This is a genomic window from Leptotrichia sp. oral taxon 218 (assembly GCF_018128225.1).
Classification (GTDB): Bacteria; Fusobacteriota; Fusobacteriia; order Fusobacteriales; family Leptotrichiaceae; genus Leptotrichia.
Genome location: NZ_CP072377.1, coordinates 1,537,298 through 1,553,370 on the forward strand (window position 1 = coordinate 1,537,298; position 16,073 = coordinate 1,553,370).

Below are 16,073 nucleotides of genomic sequence, written 5' to 3' on the forward strand. Positions count from 1 at the left end.
ACTATTTTCTTAATTTTATTTTATAACTTTAAATGTAATAAATTTTATTTAAATTTTTCTTTAAAAAAGGCATTTTGAATCTTATTGAATAACTCTTCTTTTTCCTTAAAATCTATATTTTCATTATTAAAGAACGATATAATAGATGATTCTAAATTACTGGAATCTTTATTTATACCGTATAATATGTATTCAGGTGAAACATTATATAAATTAGATAACTTAATTAAACTCTCACTATTTATTTTCCTCTCGTTATTTTCATATCGTGAAATAGCACCAGCAGATGATTTTATTTTTCTAGCCACTTCTTCCAAAGAAAATTTATACTTTTCTCTCAAACTCTTTAATCTTTTTCCTACATTTTCCATAGTAATTCTCCTTTAAAATCAATAAATTTTACCATAAAATTGATATTTTATCAATTTAATTGAAATAATAATGATAAATTTTATTTTTATGGTACAATTATTTTACTAATTACCAAATAAATAAAAGATATAAAATTTGAATAAAATCTTGACAATTACTCTTTAAAATATTAAAATTAAAGTGTAATAGTAAAGGTAGTGATAATTATGTTAAAAATTACAAATGATAAATTAAATAATTTTTTTGAAAATAGTACTATAATAACAGTTAAGAAAGCAGAAAAAATTGGTATAAAAAGACAGACACTTTCTAATTTATGTAAAAAAGGGATTTTAGAGAGAGTAAAGCAAGGGGTTTATCAGAAAAGTGATACAATTACAGATGAATTTATGAAAATACAAAAAAATAATAATGTGATTTTTTCAAACACAACCGCTCTATACTTTCATAATTTAACTGATAGAGTGCCAAATACGATTTCAATAACAGTTCCACAAGGTTACAATGTTTTACATATTACGAAAAAATTTGAAAATTTGAAAATTCATTATGTGAAAAAGGAAATATTTGAAAGTGGAAAAATTGAAACTTTGAGTAAAATGGGTGCTAAAATTTATATTTATGATAAAGAGAGAACGATATGTGATATTATAAAAAATAAAGAAAAAATTGATGTAGATGTATTCTCAAAGGCACTAAAATTATTTTTTAAAGATAAAGATATAAAAGTAAGAAAATTAATAAAATATAGTAAAGAATTGAAAGTTGAGAAAAAAGTAAGAGAATATTTGGAGGTTTTGATATGACATCAGAAAAGTTAAAAGGGAAAATAAAAAGTTTTTCAGAAAAAAATAATTTAAAAGCACAGGAAGTATTACAAATGTATTTTTTTGAAAGATTTTTGACTCGATTAGAAAAATCAAGATATAGAGCGAAATTTATAATAAAAGGTGGATTTTTAATTTCATCAATTATTGGTATACAAAATAGAACAACGATGGATATTGATACAACAATAAAAGGACTTCCAGTAAAAGAGGAAATTATTAAAGAAATAATATTGAAAATTTTAAGTATCGAAGTAAATGATGGAATAGAATTTGTATTGGGAAAAATAGAAAATATAAGAGAAATATCGGAATATGAAAATTATAGATTACATTTGACAGCAAATTTTGAGAAAATAAAGAATCCATTAAAAATTGATATTACAACAGGAGATGTCATAATTCCATCAGAAATAGAATATTCATACGAAACAATATTTAAAGAAAAACTAAATATTTTGGTTTATTCATTGGAAACATTGATTGCTGAAAAGTATGAAACTATAATAAAACGAAATATTACAACAACGAGATTGAGAGATTTTTATGATATTTATATGATTTTTAAATTGAAAAATGATAAAATAAATGTAAATAACTTGAAACAAGCGATTAGGGAAACGGCAAAAAATAGAAATTCAACAGAAGAAATATTAGAAAGCAAGGAAATTTTAGAAGATATTAAAAATGATGAATATTTGAATAAACAATGGAATATTTATAAAAATGAAAATAAATATGTTGATAATATACAATTTTCTGAAATTTTGAAATTACTAAATAAAATAGCAGATATTGTACAAGAATAGAATACTCCATTATTTTTCTAAATTTTTCATAATAATTCTACTTTAAAATTAATAAATTTAATCATAAAATTGATATTTTATCAATTTAATTGAAGCTGTCTTGACAAACTTTTAATTTATGGTATAATTATTTTACCAATTAGCAAAAAGGAGAATAGAGATGAAAAAGAATCTTTTAAAATCAAAAATGAGTTTACACGAAGACAACAATAAAACACTTGCACATAAATTAAAAATAACTCCTTCAGCATTTTCAAGAAAAATAAATGGAACTAGTAATTTTACTATTGAAGAAATGAAATTTATTAGGAAAGAATATGAGTTGAGTGATGTTGAGTTTTTGGATATTTTTTTTTGATAATTAATTTGCTATTTGGTAAATTTTAAAAAAGGAGATGATAATTTAATCGAAACATATTTTTATATCAAATAGAAAATTAAATTAGAATAGGAGTGAAAAAATGGATAAAAGAAAAATTTGGGAGCAATACTATAACGATAATGATGAGAATAATAAAAATAATGGAGAAGAAAATAGCACTCAATCAGATGTTAAAAGAAAAGAGATATTAGAACAGTATTATGATAAAAATAAGGACTTAAGCGATGAGAATGTAGGGCTAAAATATATAGGATTAGTTTTTGTTGATGTTATATTATTAAATATTATGACTGCTCTTGGTTTTGGAATATTTGCGAGTCTAACTGGTTATGATAGTCATTGGTTTATTGCTATTATTTTGTGGGTAATTGATGTGTTTGTATTAGCATTATTTTTAAAAACTGTAAGTCAAACTATAAGATATTTAAAAAAAATGTAATTAAAAGGATAACTTTAAAGAAAGGAACTTTTTATGGATTTGAATTTAGATTTTTACTTTTTATTCACTATTGTATTTTTTATTGTTTGGTTTTTTATAATTAAAAAAATTGAAATGGAAAAAGAAAACAATCTTAATGAGTTAAATAATTTTATTATGAAAAAGATGAGAGAAGTTAATAAAAGTAACTATTATGAATTAAAATATATCGAGGGATTAGAATTTCAAAAAGAAGAAAAAGTTTATGCTAAAATTTTAAATAACAGATTAGAAATTGGAAATTCGGATAAAAAAGAATTTTTAGATTTTGATAAAATTAAAATGATTGATTTTAATATAAGAGAAGAAGAATATGAAGATGTCATTTCAAATACTCTTGTAAAACATATATTTTTATGGAGTGAATTGAAAATATCGTATTTAGACAATAATGAAAATATTCAAAAAATAATATTTGAAGACAGAAATTTTACAATTGAAAATTCTGAAAAAATTATAGAAAAAAGTTTTTTCTATTGTGAATATTTAGGGAAAACTTTAAAAAAGAGGATTCCTCATTTGAAATAAAATTAATCAAAAAATTAATTATAAATTTAAGGAGAAATTATGAAAAATGATTTTTTTATCAAATTGGCTAAAAAAGATGAGAAAATGACTTTATTGAAAATAGCAACACTTCTATGTTTTATTGTACATACGATGATGTTGGTAAATTCGGAATCTATTCATCTTGTTCATTATTATATCGGTAAATATGAAAGAGCTAGTATTTTCTATTTAATGGATTATCCAATGTATTTTCTATCATATTTTTTAGTGTACTTTTTATTTGAAAACACATTAATAATCATCTATTTAAAATTTAAAGTGAATGGAGAAATAGATAAATTTTTTAAACTAAATTACATACTATTAGTTCTAACAATGGGATTTTATTCATTAAGCACAATATTTATGGTTTCTTTTATCATAAGTATTTATAAATGTTTTGAATTTGCTAAAACATTTTCAAAAAATAAAGAAAACTTGTTATTTTCAATATTAGGTTTTTTTACTATTTTCTTTACTTCAATGTTATTATCTAAGATTGATAACTCTTTTTTTAAAATTTTAGTTTCATTACTAGGAATTTTAGCAATATCAAGTATTTATCTATATAGTAAAAAAATAAATAAAGTTCCAAGTTTAAATTATGTTTTTTTACTTTTAACCGAAATATGCTTTTTAACTAAAATTTTAGATTATGAATATGAATTAGTTAGTTTTACAGGATTGTGGCTATTAATTATCACAATAATTGTGAATTTAAGAGTTATTTACCCTAAAATAAAATCTTATACAGATTTTAGTAAAATTCAAAAAATCATAATAATTATAGGTATTTTATTTAGTTTGTTTTCTAAAGTATACACAATCAAAAAACAAGAACAAATTGAAACTATTTCAAAACAGGAATCTAATACTAACAATTCAAATGAAAATAATACTTCGGAATAAAAATATGGAGAAAAGGAATAAAAAATATGAATAATAAAACAAATATTCGTAATTTAATATTTGGAATTATAATGGGATTGATTGCTATATTTAATATTTTTGAGTGGACTAATTTTATAATTAAGTATAGCAAGCAAAATCCAAAAGTTTCAAAAGTTAAAAAAATAAAAAAGAAAACTAATAAACACAATAACAATAATACAGAAAATGATATTGAATATGAAATAAAATCAGGATATAAATACAAAAAATCTAATGGAGAAAGTTCAACCTTTACTCCGAGAAATCTTGGATATGCTGAAAGCCTACTTAATAATCAAGTTTCATACGACAGTTTAAGAGAAGAATACTGTAGAACAGTAAACGAAATTGTTAAGGTTGATAATGGAATAATGCCAGGTACAACTAAACCTTTTGAAGAAGTAACCTATACTCAAGTAGATGACGCTTATAGAGAACATTTACAAAAAATAGCACAAATTAGACAAGTATTTGATACAATTTATGGAAATGATAATGATTTGGAAAATGGAGCAGGTTGTCATTATACTGGAACTCATTGGAATAATGCAAATTCACAGTATAAAGCAAAACAATTTTATGATCGTTCTATAATTAAATACCTTAATAATCACGGTTACGGTATAAAAAATAATGCTAGTTCCACTCTTAAAAGAAAAGAAAAAAATCTAAATAATGAAAGAGAAATTGAAATTGAAAGAACAATTGACGAAACAATAAATCAAATTGATGGAACAACAAATCAAATTGACCAAACTCAAAATAATAGTTCAACAAATTCAGATAAAAGCGATGCTGAATATTCAGAATAGAAAACAAAAGAGAAAATTTTTTATTGTAACAGCCGATTTAAGAGCTTATTTTTGTTATTCGAGGAAAATATCAAAAATGAGTTTAAATGCTCTCTACAGGGCTTATACGGAGTTACAAGTGCATATCTTAATCAACAGGGCCTCTAAAAAATGAAAGGCCCTGTATTTTGTTGCAAATTTATTTATTTTTAGTTTTCTCATCCAATTTTTCAATGATTTCTTTATAAAGGCTTGGTTTTTTCAAATATTTTTTCATTTAGCAATTTTAAATTTATTATATAATCTATCTAATAAATAAATTTTTTGAAATAAAATAGGATAAATTTTAGCATTTTAGAGCGTTAAAATAATTGTTGGTACATTTTATCCAAAAACTTTTTGAATCGCTTTCTACCCCCATTTCCGCTCGAATTAAGGACAAAAAGAAATCCTCTCATACTTAACCTTTTTGGTCAAAAGCAATCAAGCAAAAAATAATTTTATAAAATAAATTTTTAGTTATTAGAAATTAAAAATAAGTAATTTATTTTGAATATTAAGTAAGAAATGAGATACAAAAATTTGCAACTTATTTAAAAAAAAATTGGTTAGAAAATATAAGAAAATAAGAAAAAGTAAATCAATAAAATAAATTTAGAAGTTAAAAGTAAAGAGTGTAAAAATACAGACTACACTCTTTTTGAATATCTTTTCTTATTTTTTTAATAATAAGTAATGCTCTATTTTTTCTATATTCTTTTTTTAACTTATTTTTTATCCTCAAAATCTTCAAAAAAATCAAAATCTTTTGTATTATTATTTTCTGTATTATCATTTTCAAGTAAACGTACTTGTGTATCATTATCAATTTTTTTTATATGGTTATCCATATCTTTAAAAAACATATAAGAATAGTCAATAAGAATATTTCTTAAAAATTGTATTTGAAACTGAAGATTATTGATTGTCCAGTAAATATTCACAAGATATTCAGGGTCAGAACTTCTTATATTAAAAACATTCTTTTCTTCATCAATGTAAATTTCAAATCCAACTGCTTCTAAAAATTTTAAAATGTGATAAATAAATTGCTTTCCTTTTGATATAGATAAAAATTTTTCATCATTAGTGGAAAAATCATAATTTTCAATATCTATATTAGGTTCTTCTTCTGAGAAAAAATCCTTAAAAAACCTATCACTATTTCTATCTTCTAAAAAGTTACGTATAGGTACTTTAAAAAAATCAGCTAAAACTCTTAGATTTTCTATACTTGGAGTATTTAACCCTTGTTCATATTTAGTTATCATTGCTAATGAAATTCCAGTTTTTTCAGCTAATCCTCTTTGAGTAAGATTCTTTTTTTTTCTCAACTCTTTCAATATTTCCTTAAAATTTTCCTTAAATTTTGTTTTTGCCATATTCTTCCTCCTAATTTTTAAATACAGTATTGACAATTTTATAAAATCGTGGTATTATATCCATAGGTGGATAGATATAAACAGAACCTTTATTTTTTGAACCTAATGTATCCACCCACATAGGAATATTATATATTGTTTTGAACTAATAGTCAAGAAATTTTGTTTTCTCTCTATTATTAAATAGTGGTGTAGAGGAAAAGAAAAATTAAAATATTTTTAACTCAAAATTATAATCTTTTTTGTAAAAGGTAGGGGTAGAAAAATTAAAAAAGGAAAGTGATAAGGATTGAACAGGGAAGAAGAGTATATTGGGTATTATAAGAAAAGCATTGAAATATATGAAAGAGAAGATTTTAAAGATATTATTTCTAAAAAGAAATTATTGAATGTGAAAAATTGTTATAATGAGTACTTATATTGGTATGAACATCCAGAATGGCCTCATAAAATTTTTAGATGTAAAAAATCATTTTGTCCTATATGTGATATGAAAAATAAAAGAATGATGTACTATAAGCATAAAGACAGGGCCTTAAAGCTAGAAAAGAAATATAACTTGTTTATACTAGTCTTAAATGGTAATAATGTTGAAATTAAAACTGATAAGATAAATAAGGAAATAAAGGATAACAATGAAAAGTTAAAAATATTATTAAGCAGGCCCTTTATTGAGAAAGTTGTGAGAGGATATTTTAAAGTAATTGAAATTAGTTATACTTACTATGATTCACTTCCACATATTCATATTATTTTATTTACAATAAGAGGCATATACAAACATTTCAAGATGAGTGAATTTAAGAATATGATTACACAAGAATGGAGAAATTTAAAAGGATTCAATGCAAATGTGTATTTAAAAAGTTTAGGAACAAAGGAAAAAATAGAAAAGGAGGTCTCTTATTTGACAAGACATAATAAAAAACAGTTATATAATTTGCTTAATTTAGATAGTAATGTCGTTAAGGTTCATTTAGAAGTAATTCAGAATAAAAGATTTTTTGTTTGGAGTAAAAATATATTAAAAGAACTGAAATTAAATAGCTATACTTAAACGTAAGCAAGGAAAGGAGAAAAAAATGGATGAAAAAGATGATATGAAGAAGTCCATTGAAAAGCATTGTCTTGAGTGCTGGGATGATGATGAGCAAAAAGTTATAGATTGCCAATATAAAGATTGTCCTTTGTGGAAATATAGACTAGAAGAGTTGAAAAATTCAAAAAAATAAGAATTTGTGAAACCTATATGTGAAGTTATTAAGAATAATTTACACAGATAAATTAAGTAATAAAAGAATTAGGCAACGAATGATTAAGAATCAAGACAAGAATATAAAAAAAACTTTAAATTACTAAGTAAATTAGTTAGGAGTTGAAAAATAGAATGAGTGTTGATAAAAAATAAAAGGAAGGACTTTATAAAAGCCCCTCGCAACCACTTTTATTCTATCACACTCTTCCAATTTAATAAAGAAATTTTTGAAAATGAAATGGAGAGTGATTTAATTGAATTTAGAATTAAAAAAAGAAATGTATAATATTTTGAAAGAAAAGATTAGAGAGAAAAAATTGAGTTATAAAAAGTTATCTGAAAAAATGAGAATTTCAGAGAGTGGATTTAATAAGAAAATAAATGGAAAGTATTTTTTTACACAAGAAGAAATATTTTTGTTGAAAAAGATATTGAAATTAAAAAATTCTGAATTAATACAGATATTTTTTTAAATAAATATATTGCAATGAAAGAAAAATAATATTAAAATTATAAAGTAGATAATGCTTTTTAGTTGGATTTTCAGAATGGAGAAAATATGAAAAAGTATAAAAATGCAAATGGTACAGGGAGTATAACAAAAGTTAAAATAAATAGAACGAATCCTTTTAGAGTTAGAGTTACTAATCCTGTAACTAAAAAAAGACATTCTTTGGGATATTTCAGCACTAAAAAAGAAGCAACAGAAATATTAAATAAATATTTTAATAATCCTTACAATTTAGAAAATCATAGAATTAAATTTAAAGATTTGTTTGAGTTATTTAAAAACAGTAAAAAAGATATTGTTGCTAAAAATACTTTGAACAGTTACATCAATAGTTTTAAACGATGTAAAGAATTACATAATCTGGTTTTTAAAGATATTAGCACTCCAGTATTGCAAAATCTAATAAATGATTTAAATTGTAGTATTTCAACTAAAAGTATAACAAAAGGATTTTTAAAAATTTTTTGGGACTATGCGAGAGAAATAGACATATTGGAAAAAAATAGAACAGAATTTATAAATTTACCAAAAGAAACTGAAATCAAAGAAAAAAAACCTTTTAATTATGATGAAATAGAAAAATTATGGGAAAACACGGATATAATATGGGTAAAATATATTTTAATTATGATTTATACAGGTATGAGAATCGAAGAAACTGTAGAATTGAAAAAGGAAAATGTAGATTTACAGCAGGAATTTATACACGGTGGAAATAAAACTAGAAAAGGGAAAAATAGAAGCATACCTATTCATAAAGATATAGTTGAAATTATAAAAGAGCTTTACGAGAACAGTCCAACAGATTATTTGATATACAATGATAAATGGATATTCAGTAAAAAAAAGAATGAGAATAAGCCTTTAAGAAAAAATTATTTTCGTGAGAAATTTTATAAAACATTGGAAACTTTAAAAATTAATAAACATAAACCTCACGATTGCAGAAAAACACTAGCGACACTTATGAGTAATCAAAAAATAAATAATATTGTGATAACAGATATAATGGGACACGAAAATATTACGACAACAAAACAATATTATATTCAGACAGATAAACAAAAACTAAAGTTATCAATGAATAGTTTAAATTTTAGAAAAACTTCATAGAAAGCCTTAATTATAGGCTTTTTTCTTGACATTAGTTTTAGTCCAACGCTAGTCCAACGGATAAGGTAAATGAGTACCTTTTTATGAAAAATTACAAATAAATAAAAAAACTAAAAAAATGAAAAAGATAACTGAATACCTTTTTGGTACTGTATTATCTTGTTTTGTAAGAAATGGCAAAAAAAATATGCTACCCTTGTGATAGCATATTTAAAAAGGAGTTATGAAGAAAAAAGTTTTCACTTTTTCTATTGGTCACTAATGATTATACACTAATATCATTAGAAAATCACTTTTTATTTATTTGTTTTTAATTTGAATACTACTTTTTTTTCGGTTTTCCACAAGTTGAAGTTCCTGAACATCTGCAGCAATCTGTTCCACATAAATTTTTATTTTTTTTATAATCTTTATAAATTTTTCTAAATACTGCAAAAGCTACTAAAAGTGCTATTATTCCAACTATTATTGTTTTTATCATCATAATATTTCCTCTTTTCTAAACTAATAATCTTGCAATGTTGAAAAATAATGTTGATACCACATATGGTAACACTAACAACATTGACACTTGAAATGCTAATAATTTCCATCCAAATTCTTGTTTTAAAGCTCCCATTGCTACGGCACATGGCACTACCAAAAGGACATACAGCATAAATGAGTATGCTCTTAGCTGACCATATTTGTCACTCCACAAGCTTCTAATTGCTGGAATGATGTTTCCACCTGCATCTTGGTCAAGCTCCTCCTGACTTTTCATTTCCAATGTCGTAATTTTGAAGGTTGCAATATGTCCTAATGATTTTACTGACTCTACTGCTGCTCCTCCCAATCCAACTACTTGATCTTTTAAATCTGATACAAAATTATATTCTTTTTTCTCATCATCTCCTTGAGATAATAAAATTTGTCCTAAAAATCCAACTACTGTTTCTTTTGCAATGATACTTGGCACAATAGAAGCTACAGGTTCCCATCTGTCACCAAAACCAGTTGGCTTGAATACAGGCTGAACAACTTTTGCTGCTTGACCTATATATGAACTTTCAGCATCTCCTTTATTTGGGAAATATTGGAAGAACCAGATAATTAACAGGATTCCTAAAACTATTGTAGTTGCTTTTTTTATGTAAGAAAAAGTTCTTGATCTCATATTGCTCCAGACAGCTTTTGCACCTGGAAGTCTATATGGCGGTAATTCTATAAGTAACTCTGTGTTGTTTCCTTTAAAGTATTTAAATCTTTTTAATATAAAAGCTACTAAAAGGGCCATAAATACACCAAAAACATAGATTGAAACTACAACTAAAGCTGCATTTTTACTGAAAAACGCCGCTGCAAGTAATGAATAAACCGGCAGTCTTGCTCCACATGACATAAATGTTGCGATAACTCCTGTCAATCTTCTTGTTTTTTCATCTTCCAATGTTCTTGTTGAATAAATTGCTGGAACTGTACATCCAAATCCGATTAGCATTGGGATGAATGCTTTTCCTGAAAGTCCAACTTTTGTCATCATTTTATTTAAAATAAATGCAACACGAGCCATATATCCGCTTTCTTCAAGAATTGCCATGAAGAAGTAAATAAAGAACATAAGTGGAACGAATGTCAATACTGAACCTACACCAGCCAAAATTCCATCAAGTATAAAACTGCTTAACCAATCTGGCACCCCTTCAATGGCGTGACCCACATATTTTATGACAAAGTTACTAAAGAACCCATCAATCCAGTCGATAAACGGCGAACTTCCATCAAATACGATTACGAAAACAGCATAAATTATAGCAAGAAATGCTATTCCACCAAAAAACTTATTCAAAAGAACTTTGTCAATTTTATCAGTTAATGCAAATTTATCTCCAGTACCTCTTTTTAGGTTCATCGAGATAATTCCACGAACGATTCCATATCTCTCTCTTGCCAAAGCATCTTGAGGTTCGATTCCGTAACGATTTTCAATATTTTTCTTTTCAGTTTCTCCGATATTTGAAACACTTACTCCAAATTCAGTTTTTACTCTTGCCGCTACATTGGTATCATCTTCCAAAATTTTAATTGCTAGCCATTCTACTGGATATTTTTCTAAAACTTTTTCATATGATTTATCATTTTCCAATTTATCCTTCAAACTTTTAATATTATCTTCGATTTCCTTTTCAAATGGCAATCTATGCTGTATTTTTTTATCTGAAGAATTTTTTTTGTAAAGTTCTACAGCTTTTTCCATAAGTTTGTCTACTCCAGCTCCAGATCTTCCACTTGTGAACATAACTGGAACTCCCAATTGCTTTTCAAATTTTTCTATATCCAATTGATAGCCAATTCTTTTAAATTCATCTTCAAAGTTAAGTGCCATCACAACTGGAATATCAAGTTCCTTTAATAAAGCAGTCAAATAAATATTTTTTTCAAGCGATGTCGAATCTAGTACATTAATTATCACATCAACTTTTTCATCCAGCAAAAAATCTCGTGAAACTCTTTCTTCTGCCGTACTCATTGATAAATTGTAAATTCCTGGCAAATCAATTAATTTTACATCTTCATCTCCAACTGAAAAAAATACTTCTTTTTTTTCAATTGTTACTCCCGGCCAGTTCCCCATCTTTAGACTGGCGTGTGAAATTTGATTGATTAACGCTGTTTTTCCAACATTTGGGTTTCCGACAAATGCTACATTTATCATTCTACCACCTCAATCTCTACCTTTTCTGCTAAATTTTCACTAAGCACAATTTTTGTTTCTACTGTCTTGATTAAAATATTTCCATTTGCAATATTTTCAATTTTGCAGACATCTCCTCTACAAAGTCCTAAACTAAGTAATCTTGTGTCAAGCTTTTTTTCAATAATATTTTTCAAAAAAAACTTGTCTCCTACTTTTCCTTGTAATAAAGTCATCATAATCACTCCTCTAAAATACAAATTAATTTCTCTAAAATAATTTTATTTTCAAAATATAAAATACTTGTTCAATATTATATTTTGTTTATCAAAACTATTTTATACTTTTTTTGAAATTTTTGCAAGTATTTTTAAAAAAAATATATATTTAATTATAAAAATATAATAACCTAAATTTTTTGAATATAAAATATTTTTTTATCAAATTTTTTTATTTTTAAAATTTTTTTTTATTTAAAAAATAATAAAATTTGCAATTAAACAAAAAAAGATATAAAATAGATTATATAAAAATCTTAAAAAGAAGGGAATATACTATGATCATTGGTATTACAGGGGGAATTGGAAGTGGAAAAAGTACTGTCAGCCGAATTTTAAAAGATAAAGGGTTTTGTTTTATTGACTTAGACATAATTTCTCATGATGTTATTCAAGATTCAAAAATAAAAGCAGAACTTTTTAAAAATTTTGGAAGTGAAATTTTTGACAAAGAAGAGATTTCAAGAAAAAAATTGGGAAAAGTCGTCTTTGAGGATAAAAATAAATTGGAGAGATTAAATTCTATTATGCATCCTGAAATTTTAAAAAGAATGCGAAAAAAAATTGAAAAAATTAAAGAAAAAATTGTATTTGTGGAAATTCAGCTGCTTTTTGAAGTTGGATGGGAGCGTGAATTTGACTTAATTTTACTTGTTTGGTCTGATAAAAATACCCAAATTAAGAGAGTTTTGGCTAGAGATAAGCGGAGTGAAAATGAAACAAAAAATATAATAAATTCTCAAATTTCTTTAGACGAAAAAATAAAAAAAAGCGATTATGTCATTGAAAATAACAACGATAATTTAGAAGATTTAAAAAATAAAATAGATAATTTTATTAATTTTTTAGAAACTAAACTAAATTTTGAAAAAAAAGAGGTGTAAAATGAAAAAAACAATATTATTAATTACTTTGGCTATTGTAGCTAGTCTAGCTGGTCTTATAGCTTGGCTTTCTGTACCGTTTAATATTCTTATAATTGGAAGTGACGCTTATGCAAATCAACCAACAAAAGGTTCAAGAAGTGACGGATTAATTCTTGTTAGAGTTGTACCACTTACAGCTCAAATTAAAATGGTTTCAATTCCCAGAGATTCTTACGCTGAGATTCCTTGCGAAAATTATAAAATGGACAAAATTACGCACTCTCACGCTTTTGGAGGAACTCCTTGTACTGTGGAAGCTGTAGAAAAATTGCTTGATGTAAAAGTTGATTACCATATTTTATTTAGATTTGAAAATGTTATGGATATCACAACAATGATTGGCGGAGTTGATGTTGTTGCAAATCACACATTTAACCAAGATTATTTTGATCAGGAAGTTTTTCACTTTAACAAAGGACAAGTTTATAACTTAAAGGGACGACAAGCACTTGCTTATACAAGACATAGAAAAAGTGATACGGCTTTTAAGCGGGATGAAAGACAGCGACAAGTTATACAAGGAATTGTGCAAAAACTTTCAACTCCTTCAGGATGGAAATATATTCCAAAAGTTTTGGATTACGCCAAAAAAAATATGGAAATTCAAGTAAATCCTATAAAAGCTCTAAGTGCTGCACCTGCAATTTTATTACATCATCCAATTGAACAACATGAACTGCAAGGAGACGGACGAATGATTAATGGTGTTTATTACTATATCTTAAACGATAATTCACTAAACGACATAATTTATGATTTTCAAAATTAAACAAAATTTTTTAAATTATTTTTTTATTAAATAGTACAAGAACACTCGCAACTTTATTCGTGAGATGAATTGCACGAAAATTTTAGTAAGCATATAGAGAAACTTGTATGTAGACACGGAGCAAAACCGTACAACAAAGAAACTGAACTGCTGGGAACTCTTAAAGCTAGTATAACCACAACATAATATCTAGGTAATAATATATGGTATAAGTGTGATGGTGGCGAAAGCAGAAAAAATATACTAGATGGTGCAAGGTTAAATCCTAAACATTATGATAATAGACAATCAGCAGCTAAGCCTGAAAAGGAAAGTTCAACGACTATCCCTCGTGAGGGGAGTACAATACAAGCGATTGGTATTGGAAGTGGTTTCGCCTAAGTCCTTGAAATAGGATATGGATAAGATATAGTCTGTGCTTGTTAGAGATAACAAGAAGTTCATGAGAGAACTGCATAAGTAGTTAGCGTACTTATGTGAACGACGCTTCCCGCTGCTGCGGGGTTTTAAAAACTTTAAAAATATTTAAAAAATATTACTTTTTAATAGATAAAATGTAGGATATATAGTATAATATCTCTGATGAAAAGGAGGTGATATCTATGTATTTAACTTTAAAACAACAGGTAAAACATCTTAGTAAAAAGGAGTTTAGAAATTTAAAATATTTGTGCCATATAGCTAAAAATTTAAAGAATCAAGCTATATATAATGTTAGACAATACTATTTTAAAAATAAAAAGTATTTAAGTTATAACGAAAACTATAAAATGCTTAAAAACAGTGAGAACTATAAGAAGTTAAATTCTAATATGGCTCAACAAATTCTAAAAGAAGTAGACGGAAGTTTCAAATCATTTTTTGGACTTTTAAAACTTGCTAAAAATGGTCAATACGATAATAAAAAAATAAAATTACCTAAATATCTTGCTAAAGATGGATTTACTACTCTTGTTATAGGTTTTGTTAGATTAAAAGATGATATTCTGAGAGTTCCTTATTCAAATTCGTTTAAGAAAATTCATCAGGAAGTTAAAATTAAGTTACCACCAGTATTAAAAGACAAGAAGATAAAAGAAATTAGAATAATACCAAAACAATATTCTAGGTACTTTGAAATTCAATATACTTATGAGGTAGAAGAAGTTCAAAGGGAATTAAATGAAAACAATGCACTAGGAATTGATTTAGGCATAGACAATCTATGTACTTGTGTAACTAATAATGGAGCATCATTCATAATAGATGGTAGAAAATTAAAGTCAATTAATCAATACTATAATAAGATAAATGCAAAATTACAAAGTATAAAAGATAAGCAAAAGACCTCCCGCACAACATTAAGGCAAAAGAGAATAGCTAGAAAGAGAAATAATCGTATAGAAGATTATCTTTCAAAAGCAGCAAGAATAATTGTAAATTATTGTCTTAATAATGATATAGGAAAAATAATTTTAGGATATAATGAAGATTTTCAAAGAAAATCAAATATTGGAAGTATAAATAATCAAAACTTTGTAAGTATACCATATGGAAAATTAAGAGATAAATTAATATACCTATGTAAACTATACGGAATAGAATTTAAACTGCAAGAAGAGAGTTATACATCAAAAGCAAGTTTCTTTGATGGAGATGAAATTCCAATATATGATAAAGAAAATCAAAAAGAATATATATTCAGTGGAAAAAGAATAAAAAGAGGACTATATCAAACAAGTGCAGGTAAACTCATAAATGCAGATTGTAATGGAGCATTAAATATTTTAAGAAAAAGTAAAGTTGTGGACTTAAGCGTCCTATACAATAGAGGTGAGCTGGACATGCCTAAAAGAATAAGGGTAGTGTAAAGCTATCAAACTTCTTAGAAAATTTTTAAATATTTTTAGAGATTTTAGAACCCTGCGACTTTAGTTGTGGGAGGTTCAGGATATAATAATTATTAATAAAAAAAAATAATAAATTTTTATAAATAATTAAAGAAAGGA

At 25.3% G+C, this 16,073-nt stretch carries 20 protein-coding genes; 15 read left to right on the forward strand and 5 right to left on the reverse strand.

Annotation, left to right across the window (positions count from 1 at the left end; translation table 11 throughout):
• Window positions 1-44: 44 nt before the first annotated feature.
• On the reverse strand, window positions 45-371 hold the full coding sequence (locus tag J5A73_RS07205) for a helix-turn-helix domain-containing protein (RefSeq protein WP_211614421.1): 327 nt from the start codon (window positions 369-371) through the stop codon (window positions 45-47).
• Window positions 372-578: 207 nt separating this feature from the next.
• Here J5A73_RS07205 and J5A73_RS07210 point away from each other — a divergent pair, with 207 nt between their 5' ends.
• The 7 genes from J5A73_RS07210 to J5A73_RS07240 all read left to right on the forward strand — a co-directional run bounded on the left by J5A73_RS07210 (window position 579) and on the right by J5A73_RS07240 (window position 5,159).
• A complete protein-coding gene (locus tag J5A73_RS07210) occupies window positions 579-1,178 on the forward strand; it encodes a type IV toxin-antitoxin system AbiEi family antitoxin domain-containing protein (protein WP_211614423.1) in 600 nt (199 codons plus the stop codon).
• Window positions 1,175-2,008 carry a nucleotidyl transferase AbiEii/AbiGii toxin family protein gene (locus J5A73_RS07215; RefSeq protein ID WP_211614425.1) on the forward strand — a complete coding sequence of 278 codons (834 nt, stop codon included), beginning with the start codon at window positions 1,175-1,177 and terminating at the stop codon, window positions 2,006-2,008. The genes J5A73_RS07210 and J5A73_RS07215 overlap by 4 nt, the downstream gene beginning before the upstream one ends.
• A 160-nt stretch (window positions 2,009-2,168) precedes the next feature.
• The gene (locus J5A73_RS07220) at window positions 2,169-2,366 is read left to right on the forward strand and encodes an XRE family transcriptional regulator (RefSeq protein ID WP_211614427.1); all 198 of its coding nucleotides are present in this window, start codon (window positions 2,169-2,171) and stop codon (window positions 2,364-2,366) included.
• Between the two features lie 103 nt (window positions 2,367-2,469).
• On the forward strand, window positions 2,470-2,829 hold the full coding sequence (locus J5A73_RS07225; RefSeq protein ID WP_211614429.1) for a hypothetical protein: 360 nt from the start codon (window positions 2,470-2,472) through the stop codon (window positions 2,827-2,829).
• A 156-nt stretch (window positions 2,830-2,985) separates the two neighbouring features.
• The gene (locus J5A73_RS07230; RefSeq protein ID WP_211614431.1) at window positions 2,986-3,396 is read left to right on the forward strand and encodes a hypothetical protein; all 411 of its coding nucleotides are present in this window, start codon (window positions 2,986-2,988) and stop codon (window positions 3,394-3,396) included.
• A gap of 39 nt (window positions 3,397-3,435) precedes the next feature.
• A complete protein-coding gene (locus J5A73_RS07235; RefSeq protein WP_211614433.1) occupies window positions 3,436-4,326 on the forward strand; it encodes a hypothetical protein in 891 nt (296 codons plus the stop codon).
• Window positions 4,327-4,352: 26 nt separating this feature from the next.
• A complete protein-coding gene (locus J5A73_RS07240; protein WP_211614434.1) occupies window positions 4,353-5,159 on the forward strand; it encodes a hypothetical protein in 807 nt (268 codons plus the stop codon).
• A 746-nt stretch (window positions 5,160-5,905) separates the two neighbouring features.
• Here the strand turns inward: J5A73_RS07240 and J5A73_RS07245 are convergent.
• Entirely contained in the window at window positions 5,906-6,559 is a 654-nt protein-coding gene (locus J5A73_RS07245) for a helix-turn-helix domain-containing protein (protein ID WP_211614436.1), read from the reverse strand.
• A gap of 289 nt (window positions 6,560-6,848) precedes the next feature.
• On the opposite strand from J5A73_RS07245, the gene J5A73_RS07250 reads away from it, so the two are divergent.
• The 4 genes from J5A73_RS07250 (at window position 6,849) to J5A73_RS07265 (ending at window position 9,438) form a co-directional block, all read left to right on the forward strand.
• On the forward strand, window positions 6,849-7,616 hold the full coding sequence (locus tag J5A73_RS07250) for a protein rep (RefSeq protein WP_211614438.1): 768 nt from the start codon (window positions 6,849-6,851) through the stop codon (window positions 7,614-7,616).
• Between the two features lie 25 nt (window positions 7,617-7,641).
• Window positions 7,642-7,791 carry a hypothetical protein gene (locus J5A73_RS07255; protein WP_172618879.1) on the forward strand — a complete coding sequence of 50 codons (150 nt, stop codon included), beginning with the start codon at window positions 7,642-7,644 and terminating at the stop codon, window positions 7,789-7,791.
• Between the two features lie 277 nt (window positions 7,792-8,068).
• Window positions 8,069-8,287, forward strand: coding sequence for a transcriptional regulator (locus J5A73_RS07260; RefSeq protein ID WP_232049810.1), 219 nt, complete (start codon window positions 8,069-8,071; stop codon window positions 8,285-8,287).
• A gap of 86 nt (window positions 8,288-8,373) precedes the next feature.
• Window positions 8,374-9,438 (forward strand): site-specific integrase, encoded by a 1,065-nt coding sequence (locus J5A73_RS07265; RefSeq protein ID WP_211614439.1) that lies wholly within the window; start codon window positions 8,374-8,376, stop codon window positions 9,436-9,438.
• A 322-nt stretch (window positions 9,439-9,760) separates the two neighbouring features.
• Here J5A73_RS07265 and J5A73_RS07270 read toward each other — a convergent pair whose 3' ends face one another.
• The 3 genes from J5A73_RS07270 to J5A73_RS07280 are packed head-to-tail and all read right to left on the reverse strand — an operon-like array spanning window position 9,761 to window position 12,351.
• Complete coding sequence (locus J5A73_RS07270) at window positions 9,761-9,922, reverse strand: FeoB-associated Cys-rich membrane protein (RefSeq protein ID WP_249069206.1); 162 nt, start codon at window positions 9,920-9,922, stop codon at window positions 9,761-9,763.
• 15 nt (window positions 9,923-9,937) lie between these two features.
• Window positions 9,938-12,133, reverse strand: a complete 2,196-nt coding sequence (gene feoB / locus J5A73_RS07275; RefSeq protein ID WP_211614441.1) for a ferrous iron transport protein B — start codon at window positions 12,131-12,133, stop codon at window positions 9,938-9,940.
• A complete protein-coding gene (locus tag J5A73_RS07280) occupies window positions 12,130-12,351 on the reverse strand; it encodes a FeoA domain-containing protein (RefSeq protein WP_249069207.1) in 222 nt (73 codons plus the stop codon). Before J5A73_RS07280 ends, feoB begins: the two co-directional genes overlap by 4 nt.
• 317 nt (window positions 12,352-12,668) lie before the next feature.
• Between J5A73_RS07280 and coaE the strand changes: the two genes are divergently transcribed.
• The 4 genes from coaE to J5A73_RS07300 all read left to right on the forward strand — a co-directional run bounded on the left by coaE (window position 12,669) and on the right by J5A73_RS07300 (window position 15,935).
• Entirely contained in the window at window positions 12,669-13,274 is a 606-nt protein-coding gene (coaE, locus tag J5A73_RS07285; protein ID WP_211614443.1) for a dephospho-CoA kinase, read from the forward strand.
• 1 nt (window position 13,275) lies between these two features.
• Window positions 13,276-14,085: an LCP family protein gene (locus tag J5A73_RS07290; RefSeq protein ID WP_211614445.1), complete on the forward strand. Its 810-nt coding sequence runs from the start codon at window positions 13,276-13,278 to the stop codon at window positions 14,083-14,085.
• 69 nt (window positions 14,086-14,154) lie between these two features.
• Window positions 14,155-14,271 (forward strand): MarR family transcriptional regulator, encoded by a 117-nt coding sequence (locus J5A73_RS07295; protein ID WP_211614447.1) that lies wholly within the window; start codon window positions 14,155-14,157, stop codon window positions 14,269-14,271.
• A gap of 416 nt (window positions 14,272-14,687) precedes the next feature.
• The gene (locus tag J5A73_RS07300) at window positions 14,688-15,935 is read left to right on the forward strand and encodes an RNA-guided endonuclease TnpB family protein (protein WP_211614450.1); all 1,248 of its coding nucleotides are present in this window, start codon (window positions 14,688-14,690) and stop codon (window positions 15,933-15,935) included.
• Window positions 15,936-16,073 lie beyond the last annotated feature (138 nt).